Annotated in this window: 20 protein-coding genes; 17 read left to right on the top strand and 3 right to left on the bottom strand. The window is 40.2% G+C overall.

Translation table 11 applies throughout. The features are described from left to right. Positions 1 to 15: 15 nt before the first annotated feature. The 8 genes from M3202_RS02685 to M3202_RS02720 all read left to right on the top strand — a co-directional run bounded on the left by M3202_RS02685 (position 16) and on the right by M3202_RS02720 (position 10,278). Entirely contained in the window at positions 16 to 1,326 is a 1,311-nt protein-coding gene (locus tag M3202_RS02685; RefSeq protein ID WP_251221823.1) for an alpha-L-fucosidase, read from the top strand. 41 nt (positions 1,327 to 1,367) lie between these two features. Next, a complete protein-coding gene (locus tag M3202_RS02690; RefSeq protein ID WP_251221824.1) occupies positions 1,368 to 2,021 on the top strand; it encodes a YesL family protein in 654 nt (217 codons plus the stop codon). Positions 2,022 to 2,162: 141 nt separating this feature from the next. Beyond that, entirely contained in the window at positions 2,163 to 3,467 is a 1,305-nt protein-coding gene (locus M3202_RS02695; protein WP_251221825.1) for an ABC transporter substrate-binding protein, read from the top strand. 84 nt (positions 3,468 to 3,551) lie between these two features. Then, positions 3,552 to 5,552, top strand: a complete 2,001-nt coding sequence (locus M3202_RS02700) for an alpha-amylase family protein (protein ID WP_251221826.1) — start codon at positions 3,552 to 3,554, stop codon at positions 5,550 to 5,552. Positions 5,553 to 5,595: 43 nt separating this feature from the next. Beyond that, a complete protein-coding gene (locus tag M3202_RS02705; RefSeq protein WP_251221827.1) occupies positions 5,596 to 6,534 on the top strand; it encodes a carbohydrate ABC transporter permease in 939 nt (312 codons plus the stop codon). Between the two features lie 12 nt (positions 6,535 to 6,546). After that, positions 6,547 to 7,392: a carbohydrate ABC transporter permease gene (locus M3202_RS02710; protein WP_251221828.1), complete on the top strand. Its 846-nt coding sequence runs from the start codon at positions 6,547 to 6,549 to the stop codon at positions 7,390 to 7,392. Between the two features lie 33 nt (positions 7,393 to 7,425). Continuing rightward, positions 7,426 to 9,432: an alpha-L-fucosidase gene (locus tag M3202_RS02715; RefSeq protein ID WP_251221829.1), complete on the top strand. Its 2,007-nt coding sequence runs from the start codon at positions 7,426 to 7,428 to the stop codon at positions 9,430 to 9,432. A gap of 15 nt (positions 9,433 to 9,447) precedes the next feature. Continuing rightward, on the top strand, positions 9,448 to 10,278 hold the full coding sequence (locus tag M3202_RS02720; protein WP_251221830.1) for an amidohydrolase family protein: 831 nt from the start codon (positions 9,448 to 9,450) through the stop codon (positions 10,276 to 10,278). 198 nt (positions 10,279 to 10,476) lie between these two features. Here the strand turns inward: M3202_RS02720 and M3202_RS02725 are convergent, their stop codons facing one another. Beyond that, on the bottom strand, positions 10,477 to 10,641 hold the full coding sequence (locus M3202_RS02725; RefSeq protein WP_251191947.1) for a hypothetical protein: 165 nt from the start codon (positions 10,639 to 10,641) through the stop codon (positions 10,477 to 10,479). Between the two features lie 180 nt (positions 10,642 to 10,821). On the opposite strand from M3202_RS02725, the gene M3202_RS02730 reads away from it, so the two are divergent. Continuing rightward, positions 10,822 to 11,940: a hypothetical protein gene (locus tag M3202_RS02730; protein WP_251221831.1), complete on the top strand. Its 1,119-nt coding sequence runs from the start codon at positions 10,822 to 10,824 to the stop codon at positions 11,938 to 11,940. Between the two features lie 75 nt (positions 11,941 to 12,015). On the opposite strand, the gene M3202_RS02735 is transcribed toward M3202_RS02730, so the two are convergent. Beyond that, positions 12,016 to 12,204 carry a hypothetical protein gene (locus M3202_RS02735; RefSeq protein ID WP_251221832.1) on the bottom strand — a complete coding sequence of 63 codons (189 nt, stop codon included), beginning with the start codon at positions 12,202 to 12,204 and terminating at the stop codon, positions 12,016 to 12,018. Positions 12,205 to 12,280: 76 nt separating this feature from the next. Further along, positions 12,281 to 12,724: a hypothetical protein gene (locus M3202_RS02740; RefSeq protein ID WP_251221833.1), complete on the bottom strand. Its 444-nt coding sequence runs from the start codon at positions 12,722 to 12,724 to the stop codon at positions 12,281 to 12,283. 176 nt (positions 12,725 to 12,900) lie between these two features. On the opposite strand from M3202_RS02740, the gene M3202_RS02745 reads away from it, so the two are divergent. From M3202_RS02745 to hydA, 8 genes are all read left to right on the top strand, one after another. After that, positions 12,901 to 13,869: an aldo/keto reductase gene (locus M3202_RS02745; protein WP_251221834.1), complete on the top strand. Its 969-nt coding sequence runs from the start codon at positions 12,901 to 12,903 to the stop codon at positions 13,867 to 13,869. 136 nt (positions 13,870 to 14,005) lie between these two features. Beyond that, positions 14,006 to 14,641, top strand: a complete 636-nt coding sequence (locus M3202_RS02750) for a helix-turn-helix transcriptional regulator (protein ID WP_251221835.1) — start codon at positions 14,006 to 14,008, stop codon at positions 14,639 to 14,641. Positions 14,642 to 14,889: 248 nt separating this feature from the next. Beyond that, complete coding sequence (locus M3202_RS02755; protein WP_251221836.1) at positions 14,890 to 15,351, top strand: RidA family protein; 462 nt, start codon at positions 14,890 to 14,892, stop codon at positions 15,349 to 15,351. Between the two features lie 405 nt (positions 15,352 to 15,756). Further along, the gene (locus tag M3202_RS02760) at positions 15,757 to 16,287 is read left to right on the top strand and encodes a TRAP transporter small permease (RefSeq protein WP_251221837.1); all 531 of its coding nucleotides are present in this window, start codon (positions 15,757 to 15,759) and stop codon (positions 16,285 to 16,287) included. A gap of 33 nt (positions 16,288 to 16,320) precedes the next feature. Then, on the top strand, positions 16,321 to 17,598 hold the full coding sequence (locus tag M3202_RS02765; protein WP_251221838.1) for a TRAP transporter large permease: 1,278 nt from the start codon (positions 16,321 to 16,323) through the stop codon (positions 17,596 to 17,598). Positions 17,599 to 17,696: 98 nt separating this feature from the next. Continuing rightward, positions 17,697 to 18,737, top strand: a complete 1,041-nt coding sequence (locus M3202_RS02770) for a TRAP transporter substrate-binding protein (protein ID WP_251221839.1) — start codon at positions 17,697 to 17,699, stop codon at positions 18,735 to 18,737. A gap of 17 nt (positions 18,738 to 18,754) precedes the next feature. Next, a complete protein-coding gene (locus M3202_RS02775; protein ID WP_251221840.1) occupies positions 18,755 to 19,993 on the top strand; it encodes a M20 family metallo-hydrolase in 1,239 nt (412 codons plus the stop codon). Positions 19,994 to 20,091: 98 nt separating this feature from the next. Continuing rightward, positions 20,092 to 21,474, top strand: coding sequence for a dihydropyrimidinase (gene hydA, locus M3202_RS02780; RefSeq protein ID WP_251221841.1), 1,383 nt, complete (start codon positions 20,092 to 20,094; stop codon positions 21,472 to 21,474). Positions 21,475 to 21,481 lie beyond the last annotated feature (7 nt).

A 21,481-nucleotide genomic window follows, 5' to 3' on the forward strand; every position in this document is an offset into this window, starting at 1 on the left:
AGGAGGCTGATTGTAGTGACAGAAATAAATGAAAAAATACATTCTGAGTACGAGTGGCCAGATCATTATGGGAATCCTGACTGGTTTTTACACGATAGATTTGGGCTGTTTATACATTGGGGGTTGTATTCTTTAGCGGCGCGTCACGAATGGGTAATGAATCGTGAACAGATTCACCCTGATCATTACAATAAATATTTTAAACATTTTGAGCCTGACTTGTATGATCCGGCAAAGTGGGCGAAAGTTGCAAAAGAAGCAGGGATGAAATATGTAGTCGTTACGACAAAGCATCACGAAGGGTTTGCCTTGTGGGATTCCAATTATACCGAATATAAAGCCACGAATACCCCGATCCGAAAAGACTTACTCGCCCCGCTCGTTGAAGCTTTTAGAAAAGAAGGGTTAAAGATTGGCTTTTATCACTCCTTAATTGATTGGTATCATCCAGAATTTCCGGTAGATTGCATCCATCCGCAACGGGAGGATGAAGCATTCAAGCTAGCAGCAAGTGGTCGCGATATGGCAAAGTATAGAGAGTTTTTGCACGGACAGGTGAGAGAGCTCCTCACAAATTACGGAAAAATCGACTATCTTTGGTTTGATTTCTCTTATGAGGATCGGGGCTTTAACGGCAAAGGAGCTAAGGATTGGCAGTCTGAAGAGCTGGAAAAAATGATCTTTGAATTACAGCCGGATATTCTTCTCAACGACCGTTTAGATTTAGGCAGAGGGGTTACCACGCCTGAACAATATCAACCGAAGTCAAATGTACAGAAAAATGGCAAACCACTGATATGGGAGGCGTGTCAGACACTAAATGGCAGTTGGGGATATGACCGGGATAATCTTAACTGGAAATCATCAGAATTGCTCATAACAATGTTAATCGATACAGTTTCCAAAGGTGGTAATTTACTATTAAACATTGGTCCTAATGGGAGAGGGGAGCTTGATGAAAAATCACTAACAAGGCTACAGGAGATTGGAGAGTGGATGCGGCTTCATTCCCGTTCTATCTATGGGGCTACTGAAAGTCAATATAAAGCTCCGTTAGATTGTCGCTTTACTCAGCGTGGCAATCGATTATATTTACACGTCTTACACTGGCCATTCCGTACGATTCATTTAACAGGTCTTGCTGGTAAAATCAGCTATGCTCAATTTTTACATGACGCTTCTGAAGTCTTCTTTCATGAATATGAAAAGCCGGACGTATTTCAGCATACAGCATTTAAAATGGAACCGGGTGAAGTGGTAATTGAACTCCCGACAACAAAGCCTAATGTTGTTATACCGGTAATTGAATTGTATTTAAAAGACTAACCTAAGGTGGAGAATACGAAAGAACGTTCTGGAGGGATGCTATGAATAATGGTCTGATGATGAGAATCTATCAAGTGTGTGAATGGGTGATGAAACTATCTATCCTAAATCTGTTATGGATTTTGTTCAGTGTATTAGGTTTAGGGGTGTTTGGTCTAGCTCCTGCCTCTATAGCAGCTTGCTCTATCATACAATTCTGGCTAAATGGGAAAACGGAAATTCGGATTTTCAAAACTTTCAAAGGTCTTTATTTCCAAAAATTTGTGCAGGCAAATAAGCTAGCTTGGCCCTTGTTTCTACTAGGTGCCATCTTATATGTTGATTTTCATATCGCAGCCGCTTTAGACGGATGGGGAGCGTTTATCTTGTTTATCCTCTTAATCCAAGTTGCTATATGTTATTGTTTCGTTTGCTTTTATGTTTTTCCAGTCTACTTACAATATGATCTGAAGTCATGGACTTGTTATAAAATCGCTTTTCTCATTGCGATGGTAAATCCGCTTAATACAATGTTTATGTTCATCAACTTAATAGCCATTCCTATTGTGATGATTGTCATACCAGGGTTGATTCCCTTCTTTTCTTTTAGTGTCCTTGCCTATGTCATGATGTGGCTGGCACAGCGCTCCGTTGCGCAATTCGAACAAAAACGAAAGACTAATGTTTCGCCTGAACCGCTAGTAGCCGATTACTAACCTTAAATATCTGAAAATAGATAATATTTATTTAACTCAAGCTGAATTATAAAGATCAATGTTATCGATAACTAATTTATAGCTTACTAATTGGTTTATGAGGTTTTTGGCAGAGTAAGTATGAAAAGGGAGGTAGTATGAATGAAAAGAAGATCAATGTTGTTTTACTTGGTTGTTATAGCGATGTTCATTTTAGCCGCATGTAGCGGAAATGAAAGTTCAACAGAAGAAAATAATAATTCTCCTGGCGAAGATGAACCAGTTGAATTACGGTTTGCAATGTGGACAGGAACACCTGAAGAACAAGAGACCTGGGAGACATTGGCCGCTAAAGTTACTGAAGTCTATCCTCATATTACCGTGAAATTCGAAACAGACTCCTTTGATCAATATTGGGATAAATTGCAATCACAAGTGGCGAGCCGGACTGCTGCTGATATTATTGCGTTGCAGTCCCAGCGAACGGGAACATTCGGTTATCGAGGTGTTTATGAACCGTTGGAGCCTTATATTGAAGCGACCCCTGACTTTAATATAGAAGACTTTGAACCGAATATTATGGATGCGCTTTCTTATGAAGGTCAGCTGGCTATTCCATATGACTTTGGTCCTTATATGCTTTATTACAATAAAGACATTTTTGACAAGCACGGAGTCGAATACCCGACTGATAATATGAGCTGGGATGAATTCCTGGAAAAGGCTATTGCTACAACGGATGGAGAGACTTATGGTTTTGCTTTTAATTCAAGGCAATTTGATCAGAACATTCCTTTCATTTGGCAAAACGGGGGTGGTTATATGGATGAAAATGCCGAAACCTCCTTAATGAACGATCCATCCACAGTCGAAGCGATTCAATTCATTGCCGATTTGCACCACAAATATAATGTTGTTGCGCCTAATAACGACCCAGGTAATACAACGTTATACAGAGATCAGTTTTATGATGGGAAAGTAGCGATGTATCTCGACGGTCCTTGGAATGTTTCGAATGTTCGAGCTAGGGCCGATTTTGATTGGGATATTACAACTGTTCCTGCTGGTAAAGAAGGGTCACAAACTTATGTAGCTGGGTCAGGTTTTGGGATTTATTCAGGGTCTGAGCATAAGGACGAAGCGTGGAAAGCAATTACCGTCATGCTGGGCGACGAAGGGTTTGAATACTTGGCATCGCTTGGACGCGCTTATCCAGCTCGCTTAACAGCAACTCCATTTTACGAAGAAACAAGTGATGAACCATCCAACATTAATGCTGTAAAAGTTGCCGCGGAGACTTCAAGACCATTTAGAACGACAACCAATTGGCAAGAGGCTGATAGGATGTTTGTAAGGGAGCTTGATAACATTTGGTTTAATAATGAAGATGTAGAAAGCGTCCTTGCGAGAATTGATGAACAATTCCAAGCATTGTTAGATGAGCATCAACAAACGATCTCTCAATAACGACTAGTAGAAGAGAGAGCTGCTCGTTTGCTCTCTCTTTAGTTTGAAATCATTACCATTTCAAATAAAGGAGCTGACATTAAGATGGACTGGATGGCTGACATGATGAGGGGTGTTCATTTAGATTTTCATATGCCGGAATTTCCACGGGAAGCGATAAAAAATTTCAATGCGATTGAACATGTTGCCGAATTAAAGCGGGCAAATGTGAATGTTGTCGCAGTATTTACAAAATGCCATTTTGGGAACGCCTTTTACAATACTAAAATTGGTCATAAGCACAGTGGACTGGAAACAGATTATTTTGGAGATGTTTTGGAAGAAGCTCATAAACAAGGGATAAAGGTATTAGCGTATTATTCCTTAGGAACCGACGAGCATGCTGTTACACATAATCCGGACTGGTATCAAATTGATGAGAATGGAAACAAAAGGGATGGAAATGGAACGGTTTGGCATATGCCGTGTATAAACAGCCCGTATAAAGAAGAGCTTGCCATTCCACAAATTAAGGAGTTTACTGAAAAATATGATATTGATGGTGTTTATATTGATATTCCTTATATTGTTCACCATACATGTTTTTGTCGTTCTTGTAAGAAAAAGTTTAAGCAGGAATATGGTCGGGAGCTCACTCGGGATTTGCTAGAAGAAAATCGTGAAATGGTTGTCTCCTTCGGTCAAAAATCAGCCGCCCGCTGTTTGAAAGAAATTAGACACGCAGTCAAAGAGATTAAAAATGTTCCTATTTTCATCAACGGCGCTTGGAAAATGGGAGAGCCGGAAATCGTCAACCAACAAAGTGATATTGGCGTTTGGGAGTCACAGCCAGCTAATGGAAGTTATTTATATACATCGATGAAATCAAGATATGCAAGACAACTGGATCGCCCTATGTTGATTCAAACTGTGCGATTTACTGAGGGATGGGGGCTTATGTCCTGCAAAACAGCAGAACAGTTGAAGTATGAATCGGCAACCATTATGGCGAATGGCGGAATTGTAAATATCGGTGATCAGGTTATGCCGGATGGGACCTTGCAAAAGGGTGCTTACGATATTTTAAAAGAAGTATTTGAATTTGTAGAACAACGTGAGGAATATGCCGTGCGTCAGCGGAGCATCCCACATATTGCGTTAATTGCCAATTATACTTCACAACGCTATTGGGATAATGGCGATTTTGCGACTCTCGGAGCAAGCAAAATGTTAATTGAAGGGCATCAGCAATTTGATATTTATTATAATGACCAATTCAAAAACCTCGACAATTACAAAGTTGTGATTTTACCTGAAACAGTTCGATTGAATGAGAAATCAATTGAGCAAATAATAGATTTTGTCCATCGAGGAGGGTTGCTACTCGCTTCTCAAAATGCCGTCCTGCAATTTAATGAACCAGTACGCTCAGATCTTTTTGGCGTTGAGTTTCATGAATATAGCACCTATAGCTTTACTTATATGACAGAACATGCTGATTTATGGAAAGGGACGGCAGCCATTCCCCAACTGGTTGATGGTGAAGTTCTCAAAATGTTTCCTGCCACGGCAGAGATTTTGAGCAAGATTCAATGGCCCTGTGGAGAATCCGTGCCTCCACGAGCATTTCGCCATCCAATGCCCCCTCCCGGCGATGTGAGTATCTTTCCGGCGATTAGTTTGAATCATTATGGAAAGGGAAAGGCTATTTTCTTTGCGGCGCCGATCTTTGAATCGTATTGGAATACGAATCATTTCTGGGTGAAGAATATTTTCAATAATTGTCTGGATTTTTATGATGACAGCAAGCCGTATGAGCTCGACGGGTTTCCTACACTTGAAGTCAATCTGGCGGAAAAAAACGGCAAACAATACTTACATTTAATCAATTACCAATCTTCACATATGGGCAATCGTCAGCAATCAATTTACGAGCCGATTGAACAAATTAATCCAGTTCATGACGTGAAGATTACGTGGAATGGTTCAGTTGATAAAGTCTTACTATTGCCGGAAAGAAAGGAGTTATCGTTTACTGTCCAGGAAAACAAAGTGGAAATTACCATTCCTCGTATTCATATCTACTCTATTTTAGAGCTTTCTTAAACACAATGAACGGTTATGGCACATAACAAAGAGGAGGATGGATATGAGTACGGGACCAGTTTTAAATGAGACGAAGCTTGATAGAAAGCAAAGTAAGGTCAAGCCGAAATCTCGCTATTCCAAAAGTGAAACAATAGCCGGCTATTTATTTTTGACACCAAATATTATTGGTTTTTTATGCTTTGTCGCGATTCCGGTTTTTATTTCACTTATTTTAAGCTTTTTTTCATGGGATTTAGTCGCTCCCCCGCAATTTGTCGGGCTTGAGAATTTTCAAACGCTCCTTTTTCATGATCCGGTTTTTTGGAGAGTCGTTAAAAACACCTTAGTTTATGTCGGATTGTATATTCCATTAAACATTATCGTTTCGCTTGGACTCGCTTTATGGCTATGCTCTATCAAAAAGAACGCCTTGCTTAAAACAATCTTTTTTCTTCCGGTGTTGGCTCCGACGGTAGCTGTTGCTCTAGTTTGGAAGTTTTTATACGAGCCGCAAGGATTAGTGAATTTTGTTCTTTCTATATTGCATATTCCGGCGGTCGGTTGGTTAGGAGACCCGGACTTTGCTCTATTAGGTGTTGTACTGATGAGTGTTTGGAAGTTTTATGGTTTAAATATGGTTATTTTTATAGCTGGAATTAAGGCAATACCGACGACTCTTTATGAAGCGGCTAAAATAGATGGTGCCAATAGTTTTCATCGTTTTTTTAAGATTACGTTACCGATGATTTCTCCGGCAATGTTCTTTGCGATTGTCATGACGTTGATTTCTTCTTTTCAAGTATTTGACCAGGTCATGGTAATGACGGGAGGGGGACCGGCCAATGCCACGAACACGATCGTGATGTACATTTATGAAACCGGGTTCCAGTATTTTAGAATGGGCCGGGCTGCAGCTATTGCATGGCTGTTGTTTATCGTTATTTTCATCGTGACGTTAATTCAGCTAAAGCTCCAAAAGAAATGGGTTAATTATGAATAAGGAGATGTACGTATGAACAATCATGCTCTTGCTTCTAAAAAGAACGTCTTAAAGCTATTATCGATCATCGGCATTTCAGCGTGTGCCCTTATTACGTTAGTCCCTTTAGTTTGGATGCTGGCGACTTCTTTAAAAATTGAAAGTGAAGCGATTACATTTCCGCCGACTTTAATTGGCTCACGCCTTGCCTTTGAAAACTTTGCCGATGCATGGAACTTTATCCCTTTTGGCCGCTATTTTTTCAACACAATATTTGTTTCGGTGTCGATTGTCATCCTTGAATTATTAACAGCTTCATTAGCGGCTTACGCCTTTGCAAGGCTTCGTTTTCCAGGAAGAGATTTGCTGTTTGTTTTGTATCTTTCCACGTTAATGATACCTGTCCAAGTTACAATCATCCCTCAGTTTATTTTAATGAACTATTTTGGCTGGATTGATACGTATCAAGGATTGATTCTGCCTAATGCGTTTACGGCGTTTGGGACGTTTCTTTTAAGACAATTCTTCTTAGGAATCCCTTACGAGCTTGAAGAGGCAGGGAGGATTGATGGCTGCACGAGATTTGGTTTATATTGGAGGATCATTTTACCACTGGGCAAGCCAGCATTAGCGGCATTAGCCGTTTTTAGCTTCGTCAACCAATGGAATAATTTTCTCTGGCCATTGATTATGACAAATTCTGTGGAGATGAGGGTTCTCTCAGTCGGGCTGCAAGCTTTTCAGCTTCAGTATGGGACGGTCTGGCATTTAATGATGGCCGCCGCAGCCATCGCGATCATTCCGTCGATTCTTGTCTTTGTGTTCTTGCAACGTTATTTAGAGGAAGGAATTACGATGAGTGGAATGGGTGGCAGATAGAATCGCCTGAAAATGAAAGGAGAGCGAGCAAAGATGAACGTTGATGAGCTGCGCTACAGACAAATACACATGGATTTTCATACAAGTCCGCATATCGAAAAGGTTGGAGAGCAATTTGATGCTGAGGAGTTTGCTCAAACGTTAAAAAGGGCTCATGTTAACTCTGTAACGGTTTTTGCCCGTTGTCACCATGGCTATCTCTACTATGAGTCACAACAAAATCCGGAACGGATTCACCCACATTTAGTTAATAAACGATTGTTACATGAGCAAATCGAGGCTTGTCATAAGCATGGAATACGCGCCCCGATTTATATAACGGTCCAATGGGATCATTATACAGCCGATGAGCACCCGGAGTGGCTTGTTTTAGATGAGAATGGCAAGCCTTATTCGCAGCCTTTTCATAACACATTATATGAACCGGGGTTTTACCGTTCCTTATGCGTGAATTCTCCTTACCGGCAGTTTTTACTAAAGCATACCGAGGAGGTTCTTCGCTACTTTCCGGTTGATGGCTTGTTTTTTGATATTGTTAAACCGATAGCATGCTCCTGCAAATATTGCCGGGCGGGAATGAAAGCGAAAGGTTTGGATCCGTCAGTCAAGAAAAATCGCGATGCTTATGCGAAAGAGGTCATTCACTCATTTATGCGGGAGATGACAGCCTTTGTCCGCCAGCATAATCAAGCATGTTCCATTTTTTATAATCGCGGCCATATAGGAACAGATCATCGAAGCGTGAAAGACGCATTCACCCATTTTGAATTAGAATCCTTGCCTAGTGGACATTGGGGCTATGCCCACTTCCCTATAACGATGCATTATGCAAGAACCCTTGGGATTGATTGCCTTGGCCAGACAGGAAAATTTCATACGATGTGGGGAGACTTTCATTCTTTTAAAAATCAAGCGGCACTTGAGTATGAATGCTTTCGCATGCTGGCCCTAAATGCTAAATGTATGATTGGAGATCAACTAGAGCCGAATGGGAAACTATCGCCCGCAGTTTATGATCTGATCGGCAAAGTTTATCAGCAGGTATCTTTGAAAGAGCGATGGTGTAATGAAGCTACAGCTGTAACTGATATTGGTGTCTTCACTAGTGAGGAATTTGTCGGAGCGGACTCACATGGTCTGCCTCCAGAAATGCTCGGAGTGGTAAGAATCTTGCAGGAAGGCGGTCATCAGTTTGATATTTTAGATACACAGAGTGAGTTATTCGCTTATAAGCTGTTAATTTTACCTGACCGGATTACAGTATCTCCTTTCTTTGCCGCTAAACTAGAGCAATATCTTGCCGACGGAGGAGCACTGCTTGCTTCCTATCGTTCAGGTTTGAATAAAGAGGGGACTGCTTTCACCTTGAGCTCATTAGGTATAAATTATGTTGGAGAAGCCCCGTTTAGTCCGGATTTTATTGTCCCTAACGAGTCGCTGGGCGAGGGACTACCGGAAACGGAGCATGTGATGTACTTGCAAGGTCTTCATGTAGAAGCGGTGGAATCTAGTCATGTTATAGCACCGGCTATTACACCTTATTTTAATCGGACGTGGGAGCATTATTGTTCTCATCGTCATACACCGTCAGCTGGAAAAGCGGGTTATCCGGCTATTATTCAAAATGAGCAAGTCATTTATTTTATTCATCCAGTTTTCACCCAATATGATGAAAATGCACCAAAGTGGGTGAAACAATTAGTCTTAAATGCTGTTGCAAATCTCTTGCCAGAACCGACTTTGCAGCATGACGGACCAAGCACTTTGCTAACAACTGTCAATGAGCAGAAAAAAGAACGACGCTGGATCGTTCATTTGCTGCACTATATTCCTGAACGCCGCTCCAAAACGATTGATACAATTGAAGATGTGATTCCGTTATTTGATGTTGAATTATCGATTAAACTACCGTCCAACGTAAAAAAAGTCACGTTAGTCCCTGAAGGAAAAGAGATCAGCTTTACGAGCAAAAATGACCGGTGCTTATTTACAGTACCAACGATCGAGGGCCACCAGATGGTGAGTATAGAATTTGAGTAACAGCTGGAGGAAAAAATGAGAATAGACGCCCATCAGCACTATTGGAAGCTTTCGCGAGGAGATTATAGCTGGATTACCGAAGAGTTGACGATATTAAGGCGTGATTATTTACCAGAGCATTTGCAGCCGCATTTACATCAGCAGCTTATTGATAAAACAATCGTCGTCCAAGCAGCGCCAACGTTAGCGGAAACAGAATTTCTTCTCAGCTTAAGCGAGAAGGATGATTCCATCGCAGGTGTTGTTGGATGGCTTGATCTGGAAAGCTCTGATTATAAAGCCCAATTTGATAGATTACGCCGTCATCCCCGGTTTGTCGGTTTTCGCATTATGATTCAAGATATGGAAGACCCCGCGGTTCTTTTGAAGTCTTGGTATATCGAAGCACTCCGCTATTTTGCCGAATTAGATGTACCGGTAGATTTGCTTCTTAGAGCAGATCAGCTTACATGGCTGCTGGCGGTAATGGAACAAGTACCGAATGTAAGAGGGGTGATTGATCATCTGGCTAAACCGAATATTGCCAAAGCCGAATGGGAGCCATGGAAAAGTCAAATGAGTCAATTAGCCAGTTACCCTAGCCTTTATTGTAAGCTGTCGGGAATGGTGACAGAGGCCGATCATCAACATTGGAAAGCGGAAGAATTGATTCGTTATATTGATCATATTTTGCAGGAGTTTGGCCCTGAACGTGTGATGTATGGCAGTGACTGGCCGGTTTGCCTACTGGCAGCCAGCTATGAGGAAGTAATAGCAGTGTTAGAAGCGGCTATTGCAAAGCAGCTAACTACAGCAGAAAAGGAACAACTTTTCGGAGGGAACGCGCAAATTTTTTATAAGCTATAAAGAGTTTCCCTTGCTTACACAATGAAACATCTACAGATCTCGGTGTATCACGTTTCGCTAAAAACAGATTTGGTCTCATGGGGGCTGCGCCAAAAGGTTGTTTTACTTTTTGACCCAGCCCTAAGCAATGAGCGTACTCGCTACGCTCTTTTTAAAGCCATTGTTATTTTATACTAAGTAGTTTTGTCTCAACCTCTTCTATTCAACCGGGCGGCTGCGCAGATAAATCCAAGCAGCTATGCCAAGGTTGATAATCCCGACGATGATAAACAGCCAGGAAGAGGACCCGGCGACAAAACCGCCGCTGATCCAAAGCACGGCTGCGAGAAACAAGCCGATGCTTAATGGGGGAATGTTTTTCATGAGCGATAACTCCTTTCCTACTGATAATATAGCAGGATTCCAATGCGGCGCAAGGGGGAGAGAAGGGGAGAATGTTTTGGATAGAATAGTAGTCGATTTGCCGGTGATCGATTATACTAGACAGTAGTATATGTTCTATTGCGGTTGTCCGATTAAAAGGCAAAGAAATGGTTGAGATAGATGAAGCGAATTTCTGAAGCATTGGAAAAAAAAGAGATTATGAACGCGGCGATTATTCAACATGTAAAACAATACATCCACAAGAAGTATCCTCAATACTCTTCTCAGCAGAGGGCACGGGTTTTTGCAAAAGCTCTCCAGCAAATGATAGAGCAATCCCTTCCAGATTATGATGAAGAAGCTAAAATGCTTATTCGATCGCGCTTGCTGCAACGCCACATGTCAGCTACATCCTTTCAGCTTAATGCGTTACATATTTTTGAAGCGAGTCTTGAAGTCGTTCCGCTCACTGACTCCAAACTTGTGCTTCTCCAATGGTTAAAAGAAAAAACAGATATCCAGGACGAACATCTGGAGAGCTTTGTAAAAGAACTGTTAGGTGAACCTTTTACTGAAGAGGCTGCAGCAGCCAGTGAGGAGTTGCCAGCTCTGCCTTTCAGTGAAAAGAAAAGGCCAAAGAAGCTTCAGCCGAAGATGCTGGCTTCCATTTGTTCCGTGATAGCAGGGCTATTGCTCGCTTTCTATCTTTTTTCATCACCATTTTTGAAGGAGGAAGCAGCGGACGTTTCTCACCAGCTTAAACGAGAGGAACTCGCCGCGGAGCAGCCTTTAGGGAAAGCGGCAGCGATAGGTCCACCTAATGCTTTGCCGGCGACTCTGCAATTTCAGCTGATCGACGAAAAAATGTTGCATGAATGGCTTACGGGGCGTGACTCGCTGCTGGCGGATGAACCTTATTTCTCGGCGATTTTGCAAACGGCGCAAGAGTTTAATGTCCATCCGCTGCTTTTGTTTGCGATCACTGGTCAGGAGCAGGGGTTTGTCCCGCGAACTCATGAACGAGCGGAGACAATCGCCAATAATCCGTTTAATGTGTTTCATAGCTGGGAGGATTTTAATACAGACGTGAAAGAATCAAGCGAAATAGCGGCAAGAACTGTCGTTAATTTGAGTGAAAATAGACCGGCCGGGTTTGATCCGATTCAGTGGATTAATCGAAAATACGCAGAGGATGAAAATTGGTGGCGCGGTGTCCGCGCGCTATTTGAACAGCTTCGAGATGATGTCGGGCAAATTGAGCAGGGTGGAAAAAGAGAAGCAGCGGACAAGGCCTCTTAAACAGCGTGCCGCACGCCCAGTTCAAAATAGAGCGAGCAGGACGGAAGCCGCTTTCTGCCCGCTTAATGTGGCTTGTTATATTTGGCGCGGACGGTTCATGCGGTATTTGATTAAGGAGAGGATAGAAAGGATAAGGAGAACCCCGCAAAGCACAGTGAAGAAAATGCGGAAGACATTTTCATTTAAATACGAGCTGATCCCGCAGGCGAGGGCGGCGATGAAATAAACAAGGCTGTAGAACAGGTGCTTATTCGGTTGTCTCATAACCAATCACCTCCTTTTTATTCCTATACCCGGATTTCAAAATACGTTAAACTTCGCCGCCTCATTCGGGTAAGTGCTAAACAAGCTCAGAATGCGGGTTCAAAAAGTTGGCGCGAATTCGATTGTATTTCATTTTGAAGGCGTCAAGATTTTGTTCAGTCAGCAACCCGAAACCGAATACATAAATAAGGTCGGAAGTGGAAAGTTGATGATTGATCACCTCTTCGACCGTATAAAAAGACGCTTCCCGTTTGGAAAACTGGTCACGGATGGCTCGTTGCCGGAATGACTCCCGTTTGTTTTCCGCCGTTTCGGTACAGATGACGGTGTAGACACAAAAGAGATTCATCTGGGATTTCGTAATGTGGAATGCCTCTCGCTCCTCGGGTGGAATATTGGCGAAATATTCTTCTTCAAATTCCTTTTTCGGCTTCATCGATCGAATGCTGACTTGTCGTGGGTGCCCGGTTGTCTCATGCTGTCTATGGACGGTATATTCATTTACGGCTACAAGTTTCATCTTCCTGCCTCCTTCACTGCGATTCTTTCTTTTTCGTTTCTTGAAGTAGATATAACCGATTTATCATTTTCTTAATCCTAAAACGCGAGAAAGCTGCAAGTAATTGCTTGTAACCCTTTACATTTAAGGTATAATGAAATTGCATAAAGTGCTGTAAATAAGGAGAGGTGAAGCTGATGGAATATCAAACAATTGGCAGAACGGGGATTAAAGTCTCAAGCTTATGTTTTGGCACGATGTCATTTGGCGGTGTTGCCGATGAAGAAACGTCGAAGGCAATGTTTAACCGCTGTCGTGAAGCAGGAATTAATTTTTTTGATTGCGCCAATGTCTATAATGGTGGCGCGGCGGAGGAGATTCTTGGACGTTGTATAGAAGGCAGCCGCGACGAGCTGATTTTAACAACGAAGGTGAACGGTGCTGTAAAAAAAGGGGTAAACAACAGAGGCTTGTCGCGCCGCCATATTACGATGGCGATCGAAGACAGTTTGCGACGTTTAAAAACGGACCGGATTGAATTTTATTTTGTTCATGCCTTTGATCCCGATACGCCAATTGAAGAAACGCTGTCAGCGATGGATGACCTGCAACGTCAAGGGAAAATCCTATACCCTGCCGTCAGCAACTGGGCGGCCTGGCAGATTGCAAAAGCGTTAGGGGTGTCGGCCAAAGAGCATTTGGCCCGCTTTGAATGTATTCAACCGATGTATAATCTTGTAAAACGACAGGCCGAGGTTGAAATTTTACCGTTGGCCCAATCTGAGCAAATGGGTGTTATCACCTACAGTCCGTTGGGTGGCGGCCTTTTAACCGGAAAATACCGCAATCAAAGTGGAAGCGGACGTCTCGTCGAGCAGGATAATTACCGAATCCGTTACGGTGAAAAGAGCTATTTCGACATCGCCAACCGCTTCGATGAGTATGCAAACGATCACGGCGTCGCCCCCGCCTCTCTCGCCGTAGCCTGGGTCATGTCCCACCCGGCAGTGACCGCGCCGATTATCGGTGCGCGTAATCTCGAACAGCTCGAACCTTCTCTCGATGCCTTAACCATTCAATTGACGGAAGAGCAACGCAATGAAATTTCGCAATTGTCTCCCGCACCGGCACCGGCTACTGATCGGTCGGAGGAAGGGGTTAGATAAGATCGATGATGTAAAAAGCCCTTTAATTTTTTGGGGCTTTTTTACATTGCTGTTGAAATAATTCTAAATAAATTTTATAATAAATAAATAAAAAAATTTTTAATATACTATTATTAGGAAATGGCGTGGTATTAAATTGGAAAACGTAAGAGATGATTTTGAATTTTTGACATCGCTAATTCGTGGAATTGCAGCGCAGTTCGGTAATCGTTGTGAAGTGGTTTTGCATGATTTAACAGGAGATTACGACAGTACAATTGTGGCGATTGAAAATGGTCATGTCACAGGAAGAAAGGTTGGGGATCCGGGAAGCAATTTAGGCTTGGAAGTGTTAAGAGGCACAGTGAAAGAAGGAGATCGCTATAATTATCTGACGCAGACAAAGGATGGGAAATTATTAAGATCAACTACGATTTATTTGCGTAACAATAAACAGGAGACGATTGGTTCTATTTGCATAAATTTTGATATTTCCGATTTTATGATGGCGGAAAATGCAATTAAGTCACTGACGTTACGTGATACAGATCAGGAAGTGAAAGAAGTTTTTGTCAACGATGTGAATGAATTGCTCGATTTTTTATTGCAGGAATGTCAAAATGAAATCGGCAAGCCGGTATCCCATATGTCTAAAGAAGAGAAAATGCAGGCAATAGAGTTTTTAGATAAGAGAGGTGCATTTTTAATTAAAAAAGCCGGGGATAAGGTCTGTAAATTTTTTGATATTTCGAAATTCACTTTGTATAATTATTTGGATGATATCCGATCATAAAGAAGCTTTTAAAAAGAGGGAGCCCTGCTATGTAGGGGCTCCCTCTTTTTAACTATTCAAAAGTATTGAAAGCGCTTAAAAAATATTTGACAATTCAAAATTAGACTTTATAATTAAAATAAATAATTTTTATTAAAACTAAAAAAAAATAATTTTCATTGGGAGGTTATCTGACGAATGTATTGCTGAAGAATAATTTAATTCTTTATGATGGTTTAAGAAATAACACAAACAAGGAGAGAGTATGAATGAACTTTGAACAGAGGTTAGCAGACTTAAATATTGAATTACCGGTTGTTTTAGATAAACATCTTCCTTTTTCCTCCGGGGTGATTGTTGATAACTTAGTTTATTTATCAGGACAAACATGTTTGATGGAGGGTGGAATGAAATATACTGGGGTGGTTGGTTCATCAGTTACAATACAACAGGCTGAAGAAGCAGCAGAAATATGTATTCTCAATTTACTTGGAGCTTTAAAGGAAATGATAGGAGATTTAAATAAAGTTAAAAAAGTTGTGAAAGTAAACGGTTATGTAGCATCGGAAAAAACTTTTACGGATCAGCCACAGGTTATTAATGCAGCTACAAATTTGCTTAATAAAATATTCGGAGAGGATAACCAACATGCAAGGGCAGCTATCGGTGTGGCATCGCTTCCAATGGGAACGCCAGTTGAAATAGAAATGATTGTTGAGCTAAGAAAGTAATTAAGGCGAAGTGTTTATTGTGAAAAATAGGTAAGTCGAACGCTCCGAAAAAGTAAAGTTTAGAGTCTTGAACATTCTCACTCTAATGAAGTATACATAAGCTTTAATAAAAATTTGACTTTTGGCTTGTGTGATGAGCGGTCTTTAAAAAAGAATAAACCCTGCTCTACGACTTGAATTACTCTAACTTGCAGGTGGTGCGTTCCCTTTCATTTAGACAGTATATAAAAAATCTGATTATTCTAAGTAAACAGATCAATCGATAAGATAGCAACTTGTCATTCCCTTTTCTTTAGAATATTAAATGTCTGGTAACCTGGTTACCTAAAGTTTTAGGGAGTGGCAAGTTTGGTCTTCTAAAGTAATCCTAATAGATAATGCGAATGAAGTAAGAGAGGTGAAAAAATGTTTTTCTTAAAATTTACTGAAAGAGTAAACAAAGTACTCCAAATTGTTTTAACTGCGATTTTTATAACTATGACTCTCTCTACTTTTCTAGGGGTGCTAGTGAGATTTGTTTTTAGAGCTCTAGACATTCAAGTCACATTTCCTTGGACTGAGGAATTATCAAGATATTTAATGATCTGGTTAGTGTTTATTGGGGCTTCTTTAGCGGCCCGGACTGATCAATTAATTTCAGTAGAAGTTTTGGTTCATACTCTTCCAAGATTTATAGGGATAGCAATAAAACTCTTTTCTTTACTTATTACTTTCGTATTTTTTGTATATTTAACTTTAATTGGATATGAATTAGCTTTTAATCAAGGGTTTAACCAAACGTCTCCTATTTTAGGTATACCAATGATGATTGTATTTCTTTCTATGTTTTTAGGTTCAATTTTAGGAATGTTAAATTTAATAGCTTTATATTTGGAATCTGTTTTCTTAAAAAAAGATATTAGATTCACATCCATGGAAGAAGACTCAGTTGAATAAAATCATAACATTTAATTGACGGGAGGGAGTACATTGGCTGGAACTATGCTTGTCATATTTTTAATTTTATTTATTTTAAGCGTCCCTATTGCAGCTTCTTTAGGTCTTTCATCTATATGGGCAATTCAATTAGATGGTCAATCAATAAATATTGTGGGTCAGAAAGTATTTGCTGGAATAGATAAATTCGTTTTAATGGCGATTCCTTTTTTCATATTAGCAGGAAATGTAATGCAGAATGGTGGTATCGCAAGACGTCTTATGAATTTGGCTAGTGCGTTAGTAGGCTGGTTTAGAGGAGGATTCGGAGCAGCTACTGTTTTATCAACAATGTTTTTTTCATCAATGTCGGGGTCATCTTCAGCTACCACGGCAGCCATTGGCTCAATTACAATCCCTCAAATGGAAAAAAAGGGGGTGCCGAAGAACTATGCTACAGCACTAGTTGCGTCTTCCGGAGAATTAGGAGCTATTATACCACCTTCCACAACGATGATCATTTATGGGTTTGTCGCAAATGTTTCTATAGGAGGATTGTTTTTAGCTGGTATTATACCAGGTTTGTTAATAGGTGTTTCTTTAATAATAACCTTTATAATACTCGCCAGGGTAATGGGGTTTGACCCTCCAACTAAAATAGAAAAGGAAATTTGGTTGAAAGAATTATGGAAAGCTTTTAAAGATGCATTTTGGGCCTTGATGATGCCGGTAATTATTTTAGGTGGTATTTATTTTGGATATTTTACTCCAACGGAGGCAGCTGTCATTGCGGTAGTTTACGGGTTTATAATCGGATTCTTTGTCTATAAAGAGATAAAAATTAAAGATTTAATGAATATTTTTAGCAAGTCAGCTATTACTTCAGCGATAGTTCTATTAATTGTTGGGTTCTCTGCAATATTTAGCTATATTTTAACGGTTAATAAAATTCCTCATGCAGTTGGCGAAATGATTGTTCAATTAACTGGGAATCCATATTTATTCTTATTGCTTGTTAATATAGTGGTCTTTATCGCGGGAATGTTCATGGAGACAGCAGCGGCAATATTAATCATTGCTCCAATATTAACACCCGTAGCAACTCAATTTGGTATCGATCCTATTCACTTTGGAATCATTATAATAGTTAATTTGGCTATTGGGATGGTAACGCCTCCGGTAAGTCTGAATCTGTTTTTAGCCTGTAAAATTGCAAATCTGAGGATTGAACAACTATTCAAACCGATGTTACTGTTTCTATCAGTTTTGATAGTTAATCTTTTAGTAATTACCTATATACCAGCTATTTCATTATGGATTTTGTCCCTATAACAAAGCCTGTGAAAAGGGGGAGTAGAGCAGAAGTTAATAGCTGTTATTAGGTTAAAAATACACTAAAATTTTGTCTGTTAAAGGAGAGTGTTTGAGTAATGAAAAAAGGACTAATCACTGTAGTTGCTCTTTTGATGATTACAATTGTGGCAGCTTGTGGAGGAGAAAGTGGATCAACAGATAACCAAAGCGACTCTGGTAATAACGGGGGTGGTTCTGGAGATTCAGAACAAACATTTAAATTCACTTCCGGTCATACAACATCAGTAGAGAACCAGCAGCACGTTGGATTGGTAGCGCTAGCTGAACTATTAGAAGAAAAAAGTGGTGGGAGTATTACGATGGATGTTTTTGAAAATTCTCAGCTTGGTTCCGAGCCAGTAATGTTACAGGCAGTGCAAGATGGTAGTCAGCATATAGTTGCAACATCAAGTACATCGGTTTCAAATTTCATTCCGGAATGGGGGATTTTTGATATTCCATTTTTGTTTGAAAGTACTGAGCAGGCTGATGAAATAGTTAGAGGAGAAGTAGGCGACAGACTATTTGAAACTCTTCCGGAACATGGGTATAAAGGGTTGGCATGGTTAAGCTCCATAGAAAGAAATATTTATGGAACCAAAAAAATTGAATCTGTAGATGATTTTAAGACAGCGACTTTAAGGTCCATTGAAGCTCCGGGATTTGTTGAAACTTTTACAACACTAGGGGCTCAGGTTGTGACGATGCCTGGTAGTGAGCTGTACACTGCTTTACAGCAAGGGGTAGTAGAAGGCGGGGATAACTCTCCAGAACTTTTCCTTGGTTTAGGTCATGACGAAGTTTCCGACTACTATAACCTGACCAAAATTCATTATTTGCCTATTGCTATAATTATGTCACTTGATACTTGGGAAGCACTTACTCCTGAACAACAAGACATGGTTATGGCAGCTGCTCAAGAGGCTGCAGAAACAGGAAGTGCAGCTTATGCTCAATCATATGAAGAATCATTTATTGAAATGGAAGAGTTAGGGGTCGAAGTTGTAAATACAGATCTTACAGGGATAGTGGAGGCAACAAAGCATTTAAAAGAAGAAATGGCGAATAACATCCCTAGCGGAATGGAGTTATTAGAGTTAATTGAAAGCAACAAATAGTTTAGGGGGAGTTAGAGTTGATCAATTTAAATAGATTAAATGAAAGAATTGAAGAGTTAAGTAAGATTACTGAAGAAAATTGGGAGGGTGTGTCTAGAAGGGCCTTAACTGAAGAGGATAAAAGAGCCCATGAACTTGTGAAGTCATGGATGGAAAAGGCCGGGATGAAAGTATTTTTGGATCCGGCTGGGAATCTTATTGGAAGAAAAGAAGGAACTGTTGCTAACGCAAAACCAGTAACGATTGGCTCCCATATCGATTCAGTTTTAAATGGTGGTAAGTATGATGGCACAATTGGTGTAATTGGTGGAATAGAAGTTGCGCAGCACATTGCTGAAGAAAGTATTGAAATTAAACGCCCTATTGAGATTATCGCTTTTTGTGAAGAAGAAGGCTCCCGTTTTGGTGACGGAGGAGTATTTGGTAGTCGCGCAATGACAGGAAAAATAACTAAAGATCATCTAGAGGCAACCGATGAAAAAGGGATCACTAGAAGAGAAGCATTAGAAAGTTTCGGACTAAATCCGGATGAAATTTTTACTAAAGGGCTACGTAAGAAGGGAGATATGTCATTATATTTAGAAATGCATATTGAACAGGGCCCAACGTTAGAAAGTAAAGGAGTACCAGTAGGTATCATTAGTGGAATTAACGGTCGATATTTCGGTGAAATTATCGTCGAAGGCGAGGCGAACCATGTAGGAGCCACACCGATGGATCAACGTTATGATGCACTGGTTGGAGCAAGTGAAATAGTAATTGCATTAGAAGAAATAGCTTCAAAAGTAGGTGCTCCAGCAGTAGGTACAGTGGCCAAAATGGAGGTATTGCCTGGTTTTAAAAATGTAATTCCCGATCGTGTAGAAATGTCGGGAATTGATATTAGAGATCTAGATAATAAACGTAGAGACGAGATTGTTGACGAGTTACAAAATACTGCTTTAAGAGTGGCAGAAAATAGAGGGTTGAAAGTAAGTTTTTATGATCAATTAAGAATGAGCTCTGCACTAAGTAGTCAACAAGTAATTAATAAAATGAAAGAAGAAGCTGAAAAAATGAATCTTAATTACTTAGAAATGGCAAGTGGTGCATGTCACGATGCGCAATTTATGGCAGAGCTATGTGACATTGGTATGATTTTTGTTCGTTCGACTGGTGGAAGCCATAATCCGAAAGAGAGCGCCAGAATTGAGGACATAACACTTGCTACTGAGCTTCTTTCGAAAACGGCAATTCATTACTTACAACAAAATTAAAATCTAAGATTTGAAGATTGCTAACTTTGACTACTAAAAATCTTTAGTAGTCAAGCAACCTTTTTTGTTCGAACACTTTGGATAAAAGGAGGATTACTTTGCGTACTATTGTAAAAAATGGAACTATTGTTAATTCTGATAAAGTGGTTAAGAGAGATATTGTTATTGAAAATGGAAAAATCTCGACTATTGTTAAACATGCAACAATAGAAGCTAATGATAAAGTCATAGATGCAACAGGGCAATATGTTATGCCAGGAGGGATCGATGTTCATGCTCACTTAGACTATCCCGGTACCGTTGACAATTTTGAAAGCGGTACGAAAGCTGCAGCAAAGGGGGGATTAACTTGTATTATCAACTATACTAGTCCCCTAAAAGGACAATCGGTTCTGGATAATGTTAGAGAATGGAAGAAAAGAGCTAAAGATTCCTATATTGATTATGGTTTTCATGCCATGATAACGGAGTGTAATGAGAGTATTTTATCTGAAATCCCGCTACTAGCCAATGAAGAAGGCATTACGTCGATTAAGCTTTTTATGGCTTATAAAGGGGAATCAATGGTAAGCGATCTGGAAATGTATAAGCTTATGAAAAAAGCGGGAGAAACAGGAATGATTATAAATGTCCATGCTGAAAATGGTGATGTCACCGATCAATTAAGGTTAGAGGCAATTGAACAGGGCAATACTTCTCCGATTTACCATGCTTATACTCGTCCAACCACTCTCGAAGCTGAGGCGACAAACAGAGCTATTAGGATCGCTGAAGTAGCAAATGCTCCAGTTTACATTGTCCATGTTAGCTGCGCTGATTCTTTAAATCAAATTAAATTAGCGAAAGATAGAGGATTAAAAGTTTACGGAGAAACGTGTCCACATTATTTGGTGCTGGATGAAAGTTATTTAAAGTTGCCTGATTTCAAGGGCGGAGGGTTTGTATGTTCCCCCCCTTTACGTGAAAAAGAAGAGCAAAAGCACTTGTGGGAGGGGATTTCTGCAGGCTATATTTATACAATCGGCTCTGATCATTCTTCTTTAATGTTTGAAGGGGGGAAAACAAAAGGAAAAGATGATTTTACTAAAATACCTAATGGATTACCGAGTATTGAGGATATTTATCACGTGACTTATCATTTTGGAGTGCATGAAGGGAAAATTTCATTAGAAAAGTTTGTTGATATTACGAGCACAAGTCCTGCCAAAATATTTGGACTTTACCCTCAAAAAGGAGTAATAGCGGAAGGAAGTGACGCAGATATTGTATTACTTGACCCGAAGCGGTCTAGAGTTGTTTCTAAGGAAATACAGTATCAAAAAACGGACTACAATATATATGAAGGATTTAAACTACAAGGTAACATTACTCATGTTCTATCAAGAGGGGAAATTGTTGTTAAAGAAAATCAATTTTTAGGTTATTCTGGGCACGGTAAATTTATATCCCGTAAATATTTTTCTGAAAATTCTATTGATTAAGGAGTGA

The sequence above is a fragment of the Halalkalibacter oceani genome (assembly GCF_023715605.1).
Lineage (GTDB): Bacteria > Bacillota > Bacilli > Bacillales > Bacillaceae_D > Halalkalibacter > Halalkalibacter oceani.